Origin of the sequence: Paenibacillus sp. FSL W8-0439 (genome assembly GCF_038008995.1) — a bacterium.
Lineage (GTDB): Bacteria > Bacillota > Bacilli > Paenibacillales > Paenibacillaceae > Paenibacillus > Paenibacillus polymyxa.
Map to the genome: position 1 here is coordinate 1,163,246 of NZ_JBBPAK010000001.1, position 18,343 is coordinate 1,181,588.

Annotated in this window: 12 protein-coding genes; 8 read left to right on the plus strand and 4 right to left on the minus strand. The window is 47.4% G+C overall.

What is annotated here, in order from left to right; all coding sequences use genetic code 11:
• Window positions 1-35 precede the first annotated feature (35 nt).
• From MKX36_RS05040 to MKX36_RS05070, 7 genes are all read left to right on the plus strand, one after another.
• Entirely contained in the window at window positions 36-3,287 is a 3,252-nt protein-coding gene (locus MKX36_RS05040; RefSeq protein WP_340864328.1) for a GH32 C-terminal domain-containing protein, read from the plus strand.
• Between the two features lie 234 nt (window positions 3,288-3,521).
• Window positions 3,522-5,258, plus strand: a complete 1,737-nt coding sequence (locus tag MKX36_RS05045) for an ABC transporter ATP-binding protein (protein WP_340866076.1) — start codon at window positions 3,522-3,524, stop codon at window positions 5,256-5,258.
• Window positions 5,239-7,077, plus strand: a complete 1,839-nt coding sequence (locus tag MKX36_RS05050; protein WP_016821407.1) for an ABC transporter ATP-binding protein — start codon at window positions 5,239-5,241, stop codon at window positions 7,075-7,077. Before MKX36_RS05045 ends, MKX36_RS05050 begins: the two co-directional genes overlap by 20 nt.
• Before the next feature lie 253 nt (window positions 7,078-7,330).
• A complete protein-coding gene (locus MKX36_RS05055; protein ID WP_031463013.1) occupies window positions 7,331-7,987 on the plus strand; it encodes a DJ-1/PfpI family protein in 657 nt (218 codons plus the stop codon).
• Window positions 7,988-8,097: 110 nt separating this feature from the next.
• Entirely contained in the window at window positions 8,098-9,297 is a 1,200-nt protein-coding gene (locus tag MKX36_RS05060; RefSeq protein WP_340864330.1) for an MFS transporter, read from the plus strand.
• Window positions 9,290-9,946 carry a TetR/AcrR family transcriptional regulator gene (locus MKX36_RS05065; RefSeq protein WP_340864331.1) on the plus strand — a complete coding sequence of 219 codons (657 nt, stop codon included), beginning with the start codon at window positions 9,290-9,292 and terminating at the stop codon, window positions 9,944-9,946. Before MKX36_RS05060 ends, MKX36_RS05065 begins: the two co-directional genes overlap by 8 nt.
• 109 nt (window positions 9,947-10,055) lie before the next feature.
• Window positions 10,056-10,967, plus strand: coding sequence for an AraC family transcriptional regulator (locus MKX36_RS05070; protein WP_016821404.1), 912 nt, complete (start codon window positions 10,056-10,058; stop codon window positions 10,965-10,967).
• A gap of 106 nt (window positions 10,968-11,073) precedes the next feature.
• On the opposite strand, the gene MKX36_RS05075 is transcribed toward MKX36_RS05070, so the two are convergent.
• From MKX36_RS05075 to MKX36_RS05090, 4 genes are all read right to left on the minus strand, one after another.
• Window positions 11,074-12,474: a sugar porter family MFS transporter gene (locus tag MKX36_RS05075; RefSeq protein WP_340864332.1), complete on the minus strand. Its 1,401-nt coding sequence runs from the start codon at window positions 12,472-12,474 to the stop codon at window positions 11,074-11,076.
• Window positions 12,475-12,698: 224 nt separating this feature from the next.
• Window positions 12,699-14,039: a response regulator gene (locus tag MKX36_RS05080; protein ID WP_340864333.1), complete on the minus strand. Its 1,341-nt coding sequence runs from the start codon at window positions 14,037-14,039 to the stop codon at window positions 12,699-12,701.
• The gene (locus tag MKX36_RS05085) at window positions 14,014-15,459 is read right to left on the minus strand and encodes a sensor histidine kinase (protein WP_340864334.1); all 1,446 of its coding nucleotides are present in this window, start codon (window positions 15,457-15,459) and stop codon (window positions 14,014-14,016) included. Before MKX36_RS05085 ends, MKX36_RS05080 begins: the two co-directional genes overlap by 26 nt.
• Window positions 15,456-16,454: a substrate-binding domain-containing protein gene (locus MKX36_RS05090; RefSeq protein ID WP_019686311.1), complete on the minus strand. Its 999-nt coding sequence runs from the start codon at window positions 16,452-16,454 to the stop codon at window positions 15,456-15,458. Before MKX36_RS05090 ends, MKX36_RS05085 begins: the two co-directional genes overlap by 4 nt.
• A gap of 218 nt (window positions 16,455-16,672) precedes the next feature.
• On the opposite strand from MKX36_RS05090, the gene MKX36_RS05095 reads away from it, so the two are divergent.
• Window positions 16,673-18,187, plus strand: a complete 1,515-nt coding sequence (locus tag MKX36_RS05095; RefSeq protein ID WP_113050942.1) for an alpha-glucosidase/alpha-galactosidase — start codon at window positions 16,673-16,675, stop codon at window positions 18,185-18,187.
• The last annotated feature ends 156 nt before the right edge of the window (window positions 18,188-18,343 follow it).

The window sequence follows — 18,343 nt, forward strand, 5'->3', positions numbered from 1 at the left end:
CTTCATAATCCGTACTGGAAGGTAGGAAATTGGCGATGAGGATAGAGCTCACAAACACGCGCACGAATTTGACGGACTGGCATATTAAAGGGCAGGGACACATAGAAAATAACATCCAGGGACTTTTGTTGAGGTCGGAGCCACAGGAAAACGTGATGGCTATGTCTGGAACCACATCACAGGATTTTACTTTTGAAGCGGATGTGATGGTCACAGACATACAGGCAGATGCTACCCTAGTTTTCCGTTCCAGTGAGGACGGATGTTCTTCCTATATGCTTCAAATCGTGCCAGATGCCGGATTATTACGGTTGCGCGATGCAGCCGGGGATATCGAAAGACTCAAAGAGGAACGGCCAGTAGAATTACAAAAAGGAGATATTTATCATCTCAAGGTGAAGGTAGAAGGCTCGCGTCTTAAAGTGTACTGGGATGAAGGGTATAGCCCGATTATAGATGTGGTCGATACGACGTATGCATCAGGATATTTGGGACTGAATGTCTGGAATGGGTCGGCATTATTTCAGAACATTCAAGTCAGTGATATGGATACGAATGTAGATGAACCGTTCTTGATCCGTGGAAAATGGCAACCGGACCTCAAAGGGCAAAAAGCTGAGGGAACAAGTTCTGAAGGAGCATTGAAAATATTTAGTACGACAGCTGCCGATCTGGTCATGGAAGGTAGTGTGACGCTGAACCCTTCCCAACCGGGAATGGAAGCAGGACTATTTTTCAGAGGGAATCAGGTGGGAACAGAGGGCTATATTGCTTCTGTGCAAGGAGAGAATCATCAGATCCGGATACATCTGAGAAAAGCGAACGGAACGTTGATTACAAGCTCGGTGATGACGTATCTGGATACATCGGGCAGTAAACACAGTCTAGAAATCATTACACACGGAGAGCGGATTTGCGTGTTTGTAGATGGCTACACGCCTGCGGCGATTGACATCGTGGATAGCAGTTATTCCGGTGGTTTTATAGGCATAAAGGCAACTGGGGGTACGGCTTATTTTCAGGATATCTACCTTACCTCCGTCTCGAATTACTATACAGAAAAATATCGTCCGCAGTATCATTATTCCCCTGCCAGAGGCTCGGCCAGCGATCCGAACGGATTGGTATATTTCGAGGGAGAATATCATCTATTTCATCAGGATGGTGGACAATGGGCACATGCGGTCAGTCTGGATTTGCTGGATTGGAAAAGGCTTCCCTTGGCATTAAAGTGGAATGATTTGGGCCATATCTGGTCCGGCTCGGCTGTAGCTGATCTCACCAATACTTCCGGCTTGTTCAGCGACTATGGCGGGAAAGGGCTGATTGCATATTACACCTCCTATAATCCCGATCAGCCCAAGGGAAACCAGAGAATTGGCCTTGCTTACAGCACAGACCGGGGGCGGACATGGCAATACCCAGTAGACCACTCGATTGTAATTGAGAATCCGGGCCAAAATGAAAACGATCCTGGTAACTGGGATTTTCGTGATCCGAAAGTGGTATGGGATGAAGCGCATCAGCGCTGGATTATGGTCGTGTCGGGAGGTGACCATATCCGCTTCTTTACCTCCGCCAACCTATTAGATTGGAGCTGGACGGATAATTTTGGCTATGGCGATTATATACGGGGTGGGGTATGGGAGTGCCCGGATCTATTCCCGCTCGCGGTAGACGAGGGTAACACCTCTAAATGGGTGCTGATGATTAGCACTGGAGCCAGTACGAACACTCAAGGCTCGGATGCGGAATATTTTATCGGTGAACTGACATCTGATGGCAAATTTCAAAATGATCTTCCGCCGGGGAAGGTGTTGAAAACCGATTGGGGCAAGGAATTCTATGCCTCGATGTCCTTCTCCAATGTACTCGGCGGGCGGCGTATCATGCTGGCATGGATGACGAATTGGGACTACCCGTTCAGCTTCCCTACTTCACCCTGGAAGGGGCAGTTCAGCATCCCGAGAGAGCTAAAAACAACCCATGAAGGCATCCGCTTGATACAGCATCCGATATCCGAACTGACTTCGCTACGCTCTCATTTATTTTCGCTAGAACATGCAAGTATCACGGAATCTTCTCCGAATATACTGGAAGGTTTAAAGGCGGGTGCCTATGAGATTGAGGCGGAGTTCGAATTTCCTTCCGTTGGGATGGCATCGACTTTTGGGTTTTGCGTACGGGAAGGCGGTGAGCAAAGAACGGTAGTCGGCTATAAAACAGATGTACAACACATGTTTATAAACCGTACCGATTCAGGGCTTACCGATTTCTCTCCCCTATTTTCAACGCTTCATGAAGCATCGTTGGCACCGGTCGGGAATCGAATTCAAATGCGTATATTTGTGGACGAATCCTCAGTCGAGGTGTTTGGTAACCATGGGGAAGTCGTATTTTCCGATGCCATTTTTCCAGATTCGGCGCGTAGAGGAATGAGCTTCTATGCTCAAGGTGGTGAGGTGAAAATTGTTTCTCTTCATGTGTATGCGCTACACAATAGCTGGAGGGTTACAGAGGCTTCACCCATCAGACTGATCATGGATTACACTCAGCTGGAGCTTGCGGAAGGACAGTCGAAACGTCTGTATGCGAGTGTGGAGGATCATTCCGGGAGAAAAGAACATTTGCTGAATTGGGAATCCAGCAACCCCGCAGTCGTCAAGGTGATCTCGTCAAATGAAGGCTACGCGATCACGGAGGCACTTTCCCCTGGAGAAGCCGTAGTTACAGCCTCCATTCCGGGAGATACGGTAAGAGCAAGTACCTCTGTCACTGTGCATGGCGGGAAGTTTTATACCAACCTTTCAGGTTGGGTGCCGGATGTCTCCGCATCCCGCTGGATGGTGACGACGGATGGTATGCGCGGAAGCTATATTAGCGATGCAAATTATATGGCTTCTGAGCAGGCGAAAGATTTTACGTATGAGGCTGATATGAAGCTGTATGGAAATGGGAGCGCTGGGTCCATGATTTTTCGTGCCAATGCTGACGGGTCGAGTGGCTATTATTTGAATTTGGACCCGAACATGAAATCCATTCGTCTTTTTTATAAAAAAGAGGGTCGATTTGAGGAGCAGCAAGTGCTGGCCAAGGTTCCAAGATTTGTACTGCCGGGAGTAACCTATCATATTAAAATCCAAGCAGAGGGATTACGCCTTCGTATAGAGATTGATAACGAACAGGTAATGGACTTGGAAGATGATACATTTGCCGAAGGGCATTTTGGTATCAATGTATTTGGAGGGCAGGCTTTTTACCAACATGTAAGGATCGAGAAAATGTGATATGAATTTCTTAATGTCAGAAGGAGAGCTGTATTTTACGAGCTCTCTTTTTTGTGCTTTTTTTAGCCGGAGCCTGCAATTTGCTGGTTAAACGAAAACCTTCAGGGGGGTATAATAAAATATAGTGCTATATCAAGTGCGTATACATGGTGTTACAGCAGATTTGGATTCATACAACCATTAGATGCTGATCTGGAAGGACGGCTAGGGGCCATTGGAGGAATGCTTGTGGGGATGATGTTCTCTTTTCTAAAAAAATATCGGGTTCCAGCTATCGCGGCGCTCGTGATGATGTTGCTGGAATTGACGGTAGAGTTATCGCAGCCGTATTTGATCTCCAAAATCATAGATGAGGGCATTCGACAGCAGGATTTGCCCGTCGTCTGGTTATGGGGCGGTGTACTGGTGGGCAGTGCCGTTATCGCTTTTATGGCAGGGATATCCAGTTCCTTTTTTGCTTCACATGCAAGTCAGGGTTTTGGCTATGATGTGCGGGAAAAGCTATATCAAAAGGTGCAATCCTTTTCTTATCCGGTGTTCAAACGGTTTGCTACTTCGTCGCTGATTACTCGCCTGACGGGAGATGTCACGCAAGTACAAGATACAGTGTTTATGAGCCTGCGATTTATGACACGAGTTCCGCTGGTGGTGATCGGCAGTATTGTGATGGCCTTGGTTGTACATTTTAGGCTTGGGCTGCTACTGGCGGTTATGGCCCCGGTGCTGTTCGTATTTGTGCTGGTGATGATGCGGAGGACTGTCACTTTGTTTAAAAGTGTCCAGCGGCGCTTGGATGACGTTAATGGAGTAATTCAGGAGAATCTGACAGGCATTCGGCTTATCCGGGTTTTTGTGCGGATGCGACATGAAATTGAACGTTTTGCTCATTACGGAAGTGAATTGATGAAAGGGACGGTGTCCGCTCTACGCTGGACAGAAACGACGATGCCGTTCATTTTGTTTACGATGAATGCAGGGATTATTGCAGTACTTTGGTTTGGGCGCGGTCAAATTTCCACTGGAGATGCCAGTGTAGGACAGGTGGTTGCAGTCGTTAATTATTCCCTGCGGACGATTGGAGCTTTGTCTGCTTTATCCGGTATCGTTGTGGTATTTTCCCGGGCTACTGCATCTACAGGGCGGATTCGAGAGGTTTTGGAAACACCTAATGAAGAGGGGAGAGAGCTGAAGGGTGTTCCAACACAGGATACACGGATTGAGGGACAGGTGGAAATGGATCGGGTGAGCTTTCATTATCCGGGCAGTGATTTGGCTGTATTAAAGGACATATCCTTTAAGGCACGACCGGGTGAGCGAATCGCTATTATGGGAGCTACTGGTTCGGGCAAATCCTCACTTGTACAGTTGATTACACGTCTATATGAAGAAGATGCAGGTCATGTGCGCTTTGACGGAAAGGACGCTCGTGAACTGGATGGCTCCATACTACGTGAGGCGATTGGCTATGTCCCCCAAGAGGTACTGCTATTCACCGGTTCGATTCGGGATAATATTGCCTGGGGGCTAGAGCATGCCAGTCTGGAGCAGATTCAAGAAGCCGCGCGCATGGCACAAATCCATCCTATGATTGAACGCTTGCCACAAGGCTATGACACCATACTCGGACAGCGTGGTGTTAATCTGTCCGGCGGACAGAAGCAGCGGCTGTCGATTGCCCGCGCACTGGTGCGTCAGCCGGCAGTGCTGATTCTGGACGACAGCACAAGTGCGCTGGATGTGGGAACGGAAACCGCATTGCTGAATGCACTCGATGGCCTGTCTTGTACGACATTTCTCATTACGCAGAAGATCAGTTCAACTGCATCAGCAGATCAGATTTTACTGCTGGATGAAGGGCGCCTGATCGCAAGTGGAAACCATGATCATCTCATGGATAGCTCGGATTTGTACCGGCGAATCTTTGAATCACAATACGGAAAGGAGGAGTCGCATGCTCAAGGAACTCATTGAACCGTTCCGTCAGCCTACGCCGGAATCCGGTGTGCTGCGAAACCCGGCTGGCGCTGAAGGACGACGCAAGGCCAAAGCGAAGAACTGGTCTGGCACGGTAGGGCGAATATGGGCTTATCTGGCCCGTCGCAAGGCCAAGCTAATGCTGGTCCTGTTCATGGTGTTGCTCAGCTCCGGGCTGTCGCTGTTGGCTCCATATCTGGTCGGTGTAGCGGTGGATGATTTTCTCGAAGGGCCGGGTGGACGCACGTGGATTTATTTTCTCATAGGTTTAGGGGCTGTGTATCTACTGAACTCGCTGACCTCCTGGCTGCAAAATATCTGGATGATCGAGATTGCCCAAGAGACGGTGTACCGCATGCGTTTCGATCTGTTTTCACATTTGCATCGACTCCCCATTCCTTTCTATGGCAAACGTCAGCAGGGAGAAATTATGAGTCGTCTGACCAATGATATCGAAAATGTCAGTTCTACGCTGAACAGCTCAGCCATTCAGATTTTTTCGAGCATATTGACGTTAATCGGTACACTCACTGTGATGCTGTGGTTAAGCCCGCTGATGACCCTGTTAACCTTTATCGTGGTGCCGTTAATGGCAGCCGGGATGCGCTGGATTACACGCCGCACCGGGCCTTTATATAAGGAACGGCAGAAGAACTTGGGCGAACTGAACGGATACATTGAAGAAACGCTGTCCGGTCAGCAGATTATCAAGGCATTTTCACAGGAGAAGAGAGTCATCCGTGGTTTTCGTGAGCGTAATGACCGTATTCGGCTGTCGGGTTTCTGGGCACAAACGATTTCAGGCTTTATCCCCAAGCTGATGAACGGACTGAATAATCTCAGCTTTGCTATTGTAGCAGGGATCGGCGGGATTTTAGCCATTCGCGGCTCGATTACGATAGGGACGATTATCGTATTTGTAGAATATGCTCGTCAGTTCACTAGACCGCTGAACGATTTGGCTAACCAGTGGAATACACTGTTGTCCGCCATTGCCGGAGCTGAGCGCGTATTTGAAATATTGGACGAAGACGAAGAGTCCAAGGATGAACGCGGCGCAGTAAAGGTGAAGCATGTGGAGGGAGCTGTACAGTTTACGGATGTTTTCTTCGGTTATGATGAGGGAAACGCTACGCTGGAAGCCATCTCTTTTGAGGCTAAACCTGGTGAAATGATCGCGCTCGTCGGCCCGACCGGGGCAGGAAAAACGACACTGATCCAGCTCCTTTCCAGATTCTATAGCCCAGACAAGGGAACGATTACGCTGGACGGGCGTGACATTACGACCATAGAGCGTGAAAGCTTGCGCTCCCGTATGGCGTTTGTGCTACAGGACACCTTCCTGTTTCAGGGGACCATTCGTGAAAATATCCGCTTCGGCAGGCTGGATGCCACTGATGAGGAGGTTGAACAAGCATCGAAACTGGCCAACGCCCACTCCTTTATCATGCGGATGAAGGACGGGTACGACAAGGTGCTGGAAGCGAACGGTAGCGGCATCAGTCAAGGGCAAAAGCAGTTGCTGGCGATTGCTCGTGCGATTTTGGCCAACCCTTCTATCCTGGTGCTCGACGAGGCGACCAGCAGCATTGACACCATCACCGAGATGAAAATTCAAGAAGGACTGGAACGGCTCATGCAGGGGCGAACAAGTTTCGTTATTGCACATCGGTTGAATACCATTCGTCAGGCTGACCGGATTTTGGTCTTAAAGGACGGTCGTTTGGAGGAGCAAGGTTCTCATGAGGAGTTGCTGGCTCACAAAGGCTTTTACAGTAATTTATATTATGGTCAGTTGAGAAAACAAAGCTCATAAGCTGGCTTGATCAACAGACTTACAGGCATACTTAAAAAGGGCTACCGTGGGGTGGCCTTTAAGTATGCCTTTTTATAGGTATGTATAATTAAAGACTTTACATAGATATTGCACAATCCGTATTTGTGATCAGAGACGTTTGAAATTGAGATACTTACTGATTTCACATTTAATTAGTATACCCATACCCCGTATATGTATGTTAACATGGGCGTGCAACAATAAAATTTCGCCTCAAAGGAGAGAGATCCTCATGAAAGTCGCCATCATGCTTTTCGATGGAATCACAGCATTAGATGCCATAGGTCCATATGATGTATTTGCTGCTACACTGAAATGTGAAGTGAAGTTTGTCGCTAAGAAAAAAGGGTTAGTCAAACTGGACTCAAACATGGGCTATTTGCATGCCGATTATAGTTTTTCTGAAGTACCTTCAGCTGACATTCTTGTTATTCCAGGTTGCAGTCCGCCAAATTATAAAACTCCAATGAATGACGAAGAAACATTAAATTGGATTCGCCAAATACATGAAACTACAAAATGGACCACATCGGTTTGTAATGGCTCTCTGATTTTAAGCGCTGCAGGCTTGTTAAATGGAACCATAGCCACAAGTCATTGGGGTTCCTTAGACCTGCTCCAATCTCTTGGAGCCATTCCAACAGATGAGCGAGTGGTCCGTCAGGGCAAAATCGTTACAGCAGCTGGTGTCTCCTCTGGTATTGACATGGCACTCCAGCTCATCGCATGGGAACTGGGAGAAGATATGAGTAAGGGAGTCCAATTGATTTTGGAATATGATCCTCAGCCTCCGTTTGACACGGGTTCACCCCAGAAAGCACCTGCTATATTGGTAGAACAAATAAGAGGTATGCTGCAAGAGTTTGCAAAACGGGAGCCTTATGTGTAAGTCCTGCATTAGGTTCTGTATTTTTATTTACAAAGCCCCCTAATTCAACTAATATGGTTTACACATAGTAAAGGATTACAAAATGTAAACCATTGGAGGGGGTTACAAACATGAGCAGCTTACCTAAGTCTGCTACATTTCCGCTTTTCATTTTGATGCTGAATCTGTTTATTGCTTTATTGGGTCAAGGCATGGTGATTCCCATTCTGCCTGAATATTTGAAACAATTTAATGCGGCAGGAGCTGCTGCGGGGTATCTTATTGCCGCTTTTGGAGCAGCACAGTTTATTTTTTCACCTCTGGGTGGGCAACTTTCGGATAGATACGGGCGTAAATCAATGATCATCACCGGTCTGTTTTTAACCGTCATTTCGGATCTCATGTTTGCTGTATCTACGACATTGCCCCTTCTATATATTGCTCGGTTTATTGGAGGGATAGGTATTGGATTAATGGTTCCTTCCAATATGGCCTATGTCGCTGATATTACCACTCCTGAAACTCGCGCTAAAGGAATGGGGTACTTGGGTGCTTCCATGAATTTGGGGATGGTGCTTGGTCCGGGGTTAGGCGGTATGATCGCTGAGTTGGGCATTAGGGTGCCTTATTTTTTTGCTGGTGGACTTGGACTTGTAGCAACGCTGCTTAGCTTATATATGCCAGAGACACTGCCCAAGGAACAACGAAAACCCGTTGGTCAACGGGTTCGTAGGGAGCCGATTCGAAAGCAAATTCTGAATTCATTTCGGACGTCCTATTTTCGTTATCTCCTCCTTGTATTGATCATGACATTAGGCTTGATGAATTACGAAACGGTGTATGCTCTTTTTGTGGAACGAAAATACGGTTTTGATGCCACTAAAATCTCAATGATCATTACGGTTGGTGCCATCATAGGCATCGTGGTGCAGGTATGGCTGCTTGATTACCTCATCAAGAGACTTGGCGAGATGAAGCTTATACGCCTCTCTTTAATTATGACAGCCATTGCTTTACTGTTCATGCTTATTAAGATCAATTTAGGTTATCTGCTGGTGGTATCGGCTCTGTTCTTTGCTTTTAATGCCTTCTTAAGGCCCACAGTAAGTACAATGATTGCCAACTCGGCTGGAGATCGTCAAGGATATGCCGCCGGACTGAATATGACGTATACCAGCCTAGGCAGTATATTGGGGCCTATTTTAGCGGGTTTGTTGTTTGACAAACACATTCATATTCCTTATATTTTTGGTGCACTAATCCTTGCATCTGCCCTTTTCTTAACCTTTCAAACATCAAAAAATGAGAAACGGATGGTTGCTAATGACTGAGAACTGGCACCAGAACTTGAAAAACAAAAATCGGGAAGAACTCATTGCGGCTGCGAAGGAACTTTTTATGAAGCAGAGCTTTCTCAAAGTGAATATTAAGGATGTATGCCATGTGGCTGGTGTAAGCCGGGTTACATTCTATAAGCATTTTCAGTCCATGAATGAAATAGTTTTTGAGGTCCAAATGGAGATCCTTGAGAGCATGACTGAATTTGTTAGAAGAGCACCTACAGCCGAAATGAATGGTAAGCAGATGCTTACTTCGATGCTTGATGCATGGATTGATTATGCGGGGCGACACCCGGAATATATCAAGTTTATTCTGTTATTCGACCTGCATTACGAAGGTTATGATTCAAATGAAGAACTCAAAGAACGATATAAACATTTTGTTAACCAAGGAAAGGAACGACATTTCCTGATAGATGCTCTGGAAGCTGGAATCCAAGATGGATCCTTAAAGTCGGATGCTGAACCTTTACAGACTGCTCATTTTGTCTTTACCTCTATGATGGGTTTACTCCAGAAAATGAGTCTAACTTCCAAGGAAGATTGGAGTGGCGAATCTCAGGATGTACAAATGGCTAACCGATTTGTAGGGATGCTGGTTCAGTATCTAAGTTCAGAAAGTGATGAATCCTCTATTTAAGACAGGTGGACGCCATAGAACAACAAGGCTCAGTCTGCTAAACTGTGAAAATAGAACGGGTACATATACGTTGCCATATTAGCCTGATTTATTTTGCGGAGGTGCGGGGATGAACGGAAGTCTGTTTGAGCCAGGACTGCGGGACGGGGATTATATTCCCCGTTTTTTTGCTTACTATTACAAGCAATGGCGTGACTATACGATGTCTTACCACGATCATCATTCCACTGAAATTATGTATATGATTTCTGGCTTGTGCAGGATAGATGTACAAACCGGAAAGAATACGGAAGAAAGCATTACGCTGCGCAAAGGCGAGTTTATTATGCTGGATGCAGGCGTCCCACATCGGTTGGTGGTGGAAGGAGAACAACCGTGCCGGATGCTGAATGTAGAGTTTGGTTTTAAGGAAGGGGTGAGGGTAGGACCATCTATCCAACAAATAGCAGCGGAGGAGCAGGAGGTCACGGCCTTTATGTCGCGACCATTCCCGTATTTGGTGCTATCAGACCCGGAAGAGGTATATTATGCGCTCAAAAGTCTCGTGCTGGAGCTGGATCAACGTAAAGAACAGCCGGGTGCCATGGCAGAAATGCTTTTTATGCAATTGCTTGTACGAATTGCACGTCTACGGGAAGAGGCAGAGCGCAGCAATACGCAGCAAACGGATATGTACGTCAAGCGATGCATTGAATTTCTCCATCTGAACTATGACCGGGATATTGCAGTCAAGGACATGGCCGCAGCCGTCAATCTGCACCCAGGGTATTTGCATCGAATTTTCAAAAAACATACGGGGCTAACGCTTACCGCGTATTTAACGATGCTGCGAATGGACAAGGCCTGTATGCTGCTTCAGCAAACGGACATTCCCATTCAGGAAATTGCCGATTATGTTGGCGTCGCCAGCAGACAGTATTTCCACATGTTGTTTAAAAAGCACACAGGCAAAACTCCTGTTGAATACCGCACCGCCGTCGAGCGTGATGTGAGGAATTATGCGGAGGAGGGTGGAAGCTAAAAAAAAACCTCTGAACCATTACCGATTTAGGTCGGTATGAATTCAGAGGTCGTGTGATTTCAAGCATTATAAAACGTATCAGGCTTCTTGAGAGCTAAAGTTTGGATCATTTTTCGAGCCACATATTTTCCATCTGTTCAAGTGATCTCCCCTTGGTTTCGGGAACTTTACGCCATATAAAGACTACGACGAACAGCGAGATGGCTCCGAATATCCAGAAGGTATTGGACGGACCAGCTGAACTCAGCAGAGGGGGGAATGCCTGGGAGACCAGATAATCGCCGGCCCATAATGCCATCGAAGCAATGGCGACAGCTTTGCCGCGAATACGGTTCGGAAAGATCTCCGAGATCATGACCCATACGATTGGCCCAAGTGATATAGCGTAGGAGGCCACGTAGATCAATATCATGATGAGCACGAGCGGTCCAGTGGTTAGACCCATTTTGAATGCGGCTCCAATAATGATCAAGCAGAGGGTCATCAGCGAGGTACCGATCATTAGTAGAACTTTTCGTCCCGCTTTGTCGATCAGCCATACGGATACGATGGTAAACAACACATTGATCAACCCGATCCAGATGGTCTGGGTCAAAGAAGCGTCCGTACCGAGCCCCATTCCTTTAAAGATGACCGGTGCATAATACAAAATGGCATTGATGCCGGTAATATGCTGCATAATGGCGAGCATGATACCGATAAAGAGAGCGACCCGAATACCGGGAGCGAACAATTGTCTCAATGAGTCATTCTCATTTTTGAACGATTCCTTGATATCAAGTACTTCCTGTTTAGCGGCTTCTTCACCGTGAATTTTCAGCAGAATTGGCAGCGCTTCATAAGGCCGATTCTTTTTGATAAGCCATCTCGGGCTTTCGGGTATGAAGAGCATCAGGAGCATAAAGATCAGTCCCGGAACAGCTCCTACTCCGAACATCCAGCGCCAGGCTGTTGAGACACCCCAGGCTTCATCCCCCAGGCTGACGATCCACGAATTCTGAAAATAAACAAGGAAAATACCCGTTACGATCGCCAGCTGATTTAAAGCAACCAAACGGCCACGGTATTTGGCGGGAGCGATCTCCGCGTTATACACCGGACAAATAGTGGAAGTGATTCCTATGCCGACGCCGCCGATCATACGAAAGATAACATACCCGGTGAACGTATCTTGAATTGCAGAGCAGATCGAGCCGATGACAAATAAAAATCCGGCGGCCAGCAATACCTTTTTTCTGCCGATCCTTTCACTCATGTAGCCGGAGAGAGCCGCACCCGTGATGCTCCCTACAATCAGACTCGACACCGCCCAACCGACCTGAAATTCGCTCAGCGAAAAACGCTGCTGTAGGAATTCAACTGCTCCCGAAACTACCGCGATATCAAAACCGAACAGTATGCCTCCAAGCGCAGCTACGATGGATACCAACGTCACAAAAAGCATATTGGGTTTTTCTGATTGAAGCGCTTTCTGTTGAGCGCTTTCATTATGGATGATTACTCCCATATGATCATCTCCCCTCCAGATTCCTAGAACCTCATTCCGTTCTTCGAGGAGAAGTATAACATGCGCTTATAAAAGAAAGGCTGGTGATCGTCTTCAATAAACGGACCTTTTCACGCACGATTTTGGCTTCGCTTCCCGAATTGGAGACGGAGGGGCTAAATCTAGCATTACCTTGTCATTCGAGCTTAAAAAAATCCATGCCGATGGTCGGCATGGACGAAGCTCTACGATTTTTGACCTTTGAACTCCGTGGGAGGAACGCCCGTTATCTTCTTAAAGACACGGCTAAAATAGTTTGGGTCCTTATAACCCACTTCAAAGCTGATTTCCTTCAGGGCAAGGTTGCCCTCCTTAATTAAAGCAATAGCTTTATCAATCCTTAACCTGGTTACGAAGTCGATGAACGTTTCTCCATATTCCTGTTTGAAAATTTTACTGAAGTAGTGAGGATTCAAGTGGACGAAATCAGCCACTTCTTCCAGTGAAAGGTCATCGTTGAACCGTTCCTCGATATACATCTTTGCTCTGCCCAGCATAGTCAGTGTTTGAACCTCCCGCTGTTCGCGTATCCGTTGTAATGCTGACATGACGTACGTCTGCTGAAGCATTCCATTCTCCTCTTTGACGGCAAGCACAGAGGCGTTTCCAGCCTCTGACGACTTCAGTTCATCAAAGTGGCAGTAACCTCCATCGCGCTTGCGTAGGGTGGAGGCAAAAACGGCTTCGAAATAGGACTTGCGAAGTCCTTCCTCGCCGCTATGAAGCGAGCCGATTCCAATAGCTGTCTTTATGCCAAATTGCTGCTGGGCCAGCTCGGAGAGCTGTTGAACAAGATGCTTAATCCGCTGTTGCCAGTCGTTTTCGCTGGTGGCAGGCGGCTTTTGTAAAAAAGTGGCCACATGATGGTCGATCAGGGAGCTCACAATGGAATTGGGGCCATGTGTTTTTACATAGCTTCGGAAATGATCGTAAATTTTCTTTTTGTCCTGCTCGTCTGCATATCCTTCAAAGGCAGCAATGATGGCGCTTCCCTGATCAAGAGGAAAGTCCAGCCATTCCGACAGTTGAGAAGCGCTCGAATCCACCGTCTGGTCGACCATAAGCATTAAAGCCAGCTCATTTTCTGCGAGCGGCATCAGCTGTGAGATTTTGTGCCTAAGCTCCAATTCTTCCGTGCGTGCTCGCTTCTCGCATTCAATTTCTTCAATCAGTCGTTTCAGTGTACTGATGATGAGTTCTCGCTTCGCTGGCTTCAGAATGTATTCTTTTACGCCCAAAGAGAGCGCCTCACGTGCATAAGCAAAATAATCATAGGCGGTGACGAGCACGAAACGGGTATCAGGAAGACGCTCCTTTAATTCACGAAGCGCCCCAAGCCCGTCAATTCCGGGCATATTAATATCCAGAATGGCAATATGAGGCCGGTTCTCTTCCGCATATTCGATCGCCATGCGGCCGTTGTCGGCATGAATAAACCGAAATACCCCCGGCATTGCCCGTTCCACTATCAATTCCAGTCCTTCCCTCTCCAAAGCTTCGTCATCCGCGATCAACAACCGATACATTCGTCTGCTCACTCTCCTTCTTGACTGGAATTCGTATTGTTATGGTAGTACCTAATCCGATATGGCTTCGGATTTCAACCATTCCTTCCTTTTCGTAGAACAATTGCAGCCGCCTAAACACGTTTTGCATTCCAAGTCCTGTTGAACTGCTGCTTTCAGCTCCACCTTCTAGACGGAGCACGGACAGTCGGGTTTCCTCCGTCATACCCTTTCCGTTGTCTGAAATTTTAATTTGCACATCCTCGCCCGCTCTCGACAGCGTCAATGTGATAATGGCTCCGTTTTCCATATCAGCTACACCATGAAGAAAGGCGTTTTCAATAAATGGCTGAATCGTCAAGGCCGGAATTTGCTGCTGAAGTACGGAAGCGTCAAAGTGAAGATCAAAGCGAATTCTGTCCCGGAAACGCGCCTGCTGGATGGTTACGTATTCGCTTATATGGTCTAGTTCTTCCTGGAGCGTTACAGGTTTGTCCAGCTTTTGCAGACTGTACCGTAGTAGATTGGACAGCGAAACGATCAGGTCGCTGGTCTTCTCCGCCCCTTCCAGGATCGCCAGTTTGGAGAGCACATTTAAGGTATTGAACAAAAAGTGCGGGTTAATTTGATTTTGCAGAGCCAAAAGCTCTAGCTCTTTCACAAGCCGCCGCATTTCCAGACTCTGTTTATCCTTTTCGATAAGGATGCTCAAATCAGCGGACATTTGCAAAATGGCGTCTGCCAATACGCCTAGCTCGTCATCTCGCCGCGGTTGGGGCTCGATATTCAGATCACCTGTGGCGATTCGCTTCGCCAGTCCGACCAGTCTGCCGACAGGGCCCGTAATGCTGCGCGAGACCCAGATGGCAAGCAAAACCCCCATCAGCGCGTTCATGCCGAACAACGCCACTCCCAATCCGTTCATTTGCTCATTCTTGTTCCGAATGTTCTCGATGAGCGGCTGGTAATAAGCCAGTTCAGCATCGATCAGTCGCTGGCCCTCCTCATGAATATAGCCGACGGTTTTCTCCGCTTCAATGTAATGCTCAAAAGCCGATTGAGGATCTTGTGCCTTTGCATCCAGAACTGCAGCTTGCTTCTGTTCAAGAAAGGTGGCTAACAGATTCATGTAGTCCTCCTCGGCAAAAGAAGGATCGGTCGAGTCAGAGACTTCCTGGATTCTGCATTTCAGCTGTTTCAATTGGTATTCCGTCGGGCCCTGCACACCCGTCTCGTCTCTTGGATTGAGCAGATAGGTGTAGAGGAGATTTAAGTTACTCTCCGCCGATTCGGAGGTTTGTTCGATGAGAAGAATGCGGCCAAGCATTTCATCGTAGCTCTGTTGGACGACCTTCCCGCTTTGGAATACAAAGTAAGCGATGATATTGGCGAACACAACTAGAAGAGGGATGAACAGAAGCAACTTCGTTCTGATCGTCATCGTCTGTCATCTCCAGACATGTTGTCAGGAGTGTCCGCATGCACTTCATATACCCTGGTGTATGTTAATTCCTGGGGATCATGTCCCTTTAGATAATCATTCAGCAATTTTATAGCCTTAGCCCCCATTTCCATTGGCTGTTGAACAAGGGTGAGCTCGATTTTGCGATGTTTGATAGCTTTCAACGTCTCGGCCATATCGTCAAAAGCGAAAATCTGCAAATTCCGCACGCCGCGCCGCTCCGAGGCTTCCAGAATGCCAAGGCCGTCCAGCGCACTGAATCCGACCATGTAGTGAATCTGCGGATAATGGGTGAGCATGTTCTGAGCTTGCTGGGCTGCCTGAAGCCGTGAAATGTTGGAGGAGCGAATCTCCACAATGCGGAGCTTGGGATAGCGGCTGATCACAGAACGAAATCCCGCAAGTCTGAGCCGCTGATTCTCGACGCGCTCGCTGCTGATCATAACTCCAATATCGCCATGCTCCCCAGAGGCCTTCGCCAACAGCATGCCCATCTGTTTTCCTGCTCCTTCGTTATCCGTTCCGACGTAAGCCAGCCTTCGGGAGTCCGGCTCATCCGTATCGATCGTGATGACAGGTATGCCAAGTGCGGCAGCCTTGTTGATTAATCGTCGATACTCTGGATCATTTATCCCTTGAACCAGAATCGCATCTGCCTTGGCGGCGATCGCTTTATCCAGCAGTTTGATCTGCTCGGACGGATTAATGCGGTCCGGTCCGATATAATCGAGCCTCATACCGTACTGCTCCGCTTCCTTTCGAGCTCCTTGTTCAATGGACCGCCAATAATAATTGTCCAGCTCTTGTGATATCAATACCACTTTTGTATCGGAACCCCCGTCGTTTGGTGAAACCGTCTTCAATTGTTCTGCAAATTGGTGAATTTGAAGAGAAGACAGAGTGAACTGAAACAACAGCCAGGCAAATAGCAGGAAGACGGGAATAAGGATAAATGTCCATTTACGGTTTGACATGTCTTGCTCCTTTGGGAATATTTAGAGACACAACTCATTATACAGTAAACAAGAGAAGCACACGCAGCTTCGTCAACGGCAAGTAGCATCTGTTGATGCGAAAGTTAGGATTTTTGACACCTAAGTTTGAATCTGGTCATGATTTTGATAACTCTTTCTACAGGCATATTGCTACAATGACGGTATATTACAATTCTAATTACCGGAGGTTGAATGCCGTGTCATTTAAAGTAGCTTTTATTGGAGCAGGAAGCATCGGTTTTACCCGTGGAATTTTGCGAGATCTGTTATCAGTACCGGAGTTTAACGATATTGAAGTGGCTTTTACGGACATCAGTCAGCACAATCTGGATATGGTTACTGAACTGTGTCAGAGGGATATTCGTGAGAATGGGTTGTCCATACAAATACAGTCCTCTACGGATCGAAAGGTAGCTCTAAAGGATGCCAAATACGTCATTTGTACAATCCGTGTCGGCGGTCTGGAAGCCTTTGCGACCGATGTGGATATTCCGCTAAAATACGGTGTGGATCAATGCGTGGGCGATACATTATGTGCAGGAGGCATCATGTATGGCCAGCGTGGTATCGCTGAAATGCTGGAGATTTGCAAAGATATCCGTGAGCTAAGTGCACCGGATGTGCTGCTGTTGAACTACTCGAACCCAATGGCGATGATGACCTGGGCCTGCAACAAGTACGGTGGCGTGCGTACGGTTGGTCTATGTCACGGCGTCCAGAATGGGCATCACCAAATTGCCGAGGCGTACGGTCTGGAGAAGCAGGATGTGGACATTGTATGCGCCGGAATCAATCACCAAACATGGTACATTCAGGCCTCGCATAAGGGTAAGGATCTGACAGCCGGACTGCTGGAGGCTTTTGAACAACATCCTGAATTTAGCCGCACCGAAAAGGTACGCATCGATATGCTTCGTCGTTTTGGCTATTACAGCACAGAGTCGAATGGTCATCTCAGTGAATATGTGCCTTGGTATCGGAAGCGTCCGAATGAAATTCTGGACTGGATTGATCTGGGCAACTGGATCAACGGAGAAACAGGCGGCTATTTGCGTGTATGTACGGAAGGACGTAACTGGTTTGAAACAGATTTCCCTAACTGGATGAAGGAAGATCCACTGGAGTACAAGGCAGAGCATCGAGGTGAAGAGCACGGCTCATACATTATTGAAAGCCTGGAAACCGGGCGTGTGTACCGGGGGCACTTTAATGTCGTGAATAACGGTGTAATTTCCAACTTGCCGGACGATGCGATTATTGAAGCTCCTGGATATGTGGATCGGAACGGTATTTCTATGCCGCAAGTTGGAGAACTGCCGCTGGGTCCTGCTGCCGTGTGCAATGTTAGTATTTCCGTTCAGCGTTTGGCTGTTGAAGCGGCTGTACATGGAGACGATAAGCTGCTGCGCCAAGCGTTTATGATGGACCCGTTAGTGGGCGCGGTGTGTAACCCGAAAGAAATTTGGCAGATGGTCGATGAGATGCTAGTGGCACAGGAAGCATGGTTGCCGCAATACGGGGCAGCGATTGCCGAAGCTCGCCAACGTTTGGCTGCAGGCGATCTGATTCCAACCCAATCTTATGAGGGAGCAGCACGGCTTAAGGTGAAGACAGTTGAAGAAATGCAGCTGGATCGGGATGCTGCCAATAAAAACGCAGGACAATCTGACAAAGGCAAGGATCGCGAAAAAGTACAGAACAGCAATGCGTAACAACTATTTGGTACAATTGCAGTAACGCTCATTCCATGGACCTGCTAATGAGCAGAGGGGGATTGAACAACAATAAAAGGGTGTTTTCATGGTCGTAGGCCTGAAACATCCTTTTTTTGCTGTCGATAGGTTAACGATTGGCGTAGATAGCAGCCT

Excerpts from the sequence above, each read along its gene's own strand:
- MKX36_RS05040 (WP_340864328.1), top strand. The coding sequence starts at position 36 with ATGAGGATAGAGCTCACAAACACGCGCACGAATTTGACGGACTGGCAT.
- MKX36_RS05045 (WP_340866076.1), top strand. The coding sequence starts at position 3,522 with ATGATGTTCTCTTTTCTAAAAAAATATCGGGTTCCAGCTATCGCGGCG.
- MKX36_RS05050 (WP_016821407.1), top strand. The coding sequence starts at position 5,239 with ATGCTCAAGGAACTCATTGAACCGTTCCGTCAGCCTACGCCGGAATCC.
- MKX36_RS05055 (WP_031463013.1), top strand. The coding sequence starts at position 7,331 with ATGAAAGTCGCCATCATGCTTTTCGATGGAATCACAGCATTAGATGCC.
- MKX36_RS05060 (WP_340864330.1), top strand. The coding sequence starts at position 8,098 with ATGAGCAGCTTACCTAAGTCTGCTACATTTCCGCTTTTCATTTTGATG.
- MKX36_RS05065 (WP_340864331.1), top strand. The coding sequence starts at position 9,290 with ATGACTGAGAACTGGCACCAGAACTTGAAAAACAAAAATCGGGAAGAA.
- MKX36_RS05070 (WP_016821404.1), top strand. The coding sequence starts at position 10,056 with ATGAACGGAAGTCTGTTTGAGCCAGGACTGCGGGACGGGGATTATATT.
- MKX36_RS05075 (WP_340864332.1), bottom strand. The coding sequence starts at position 12,474 with ATGGGAGTAATCATCCATAATGAAAGCGCTCAACAGAAAGCGCTTCAA.
- MKX36_RS05080 (WP_340864333.1), bottom strand. The coding sequence starts at position 14,039 with ATGTATCGGTTGTTGATCGCGGATGACGAAGCTTTGGAGAGGGAAGGA.
- MKX36_RS05085 (WP_340864334.1), bottom strand. The coding sequence starts at position 15,459 with ATGACGATCAGAACGAAGTTGCTTCTGTTCATCCCTCTTCTAGTTGTG.
- MKX36_RS05090 (WP_019686311.1), bottom strand. The coding sequence starts at position 16,454 with ATGTCAAACCGTAAATGGACATTTATCCTTATTCCCGTCTTCCTGCTA.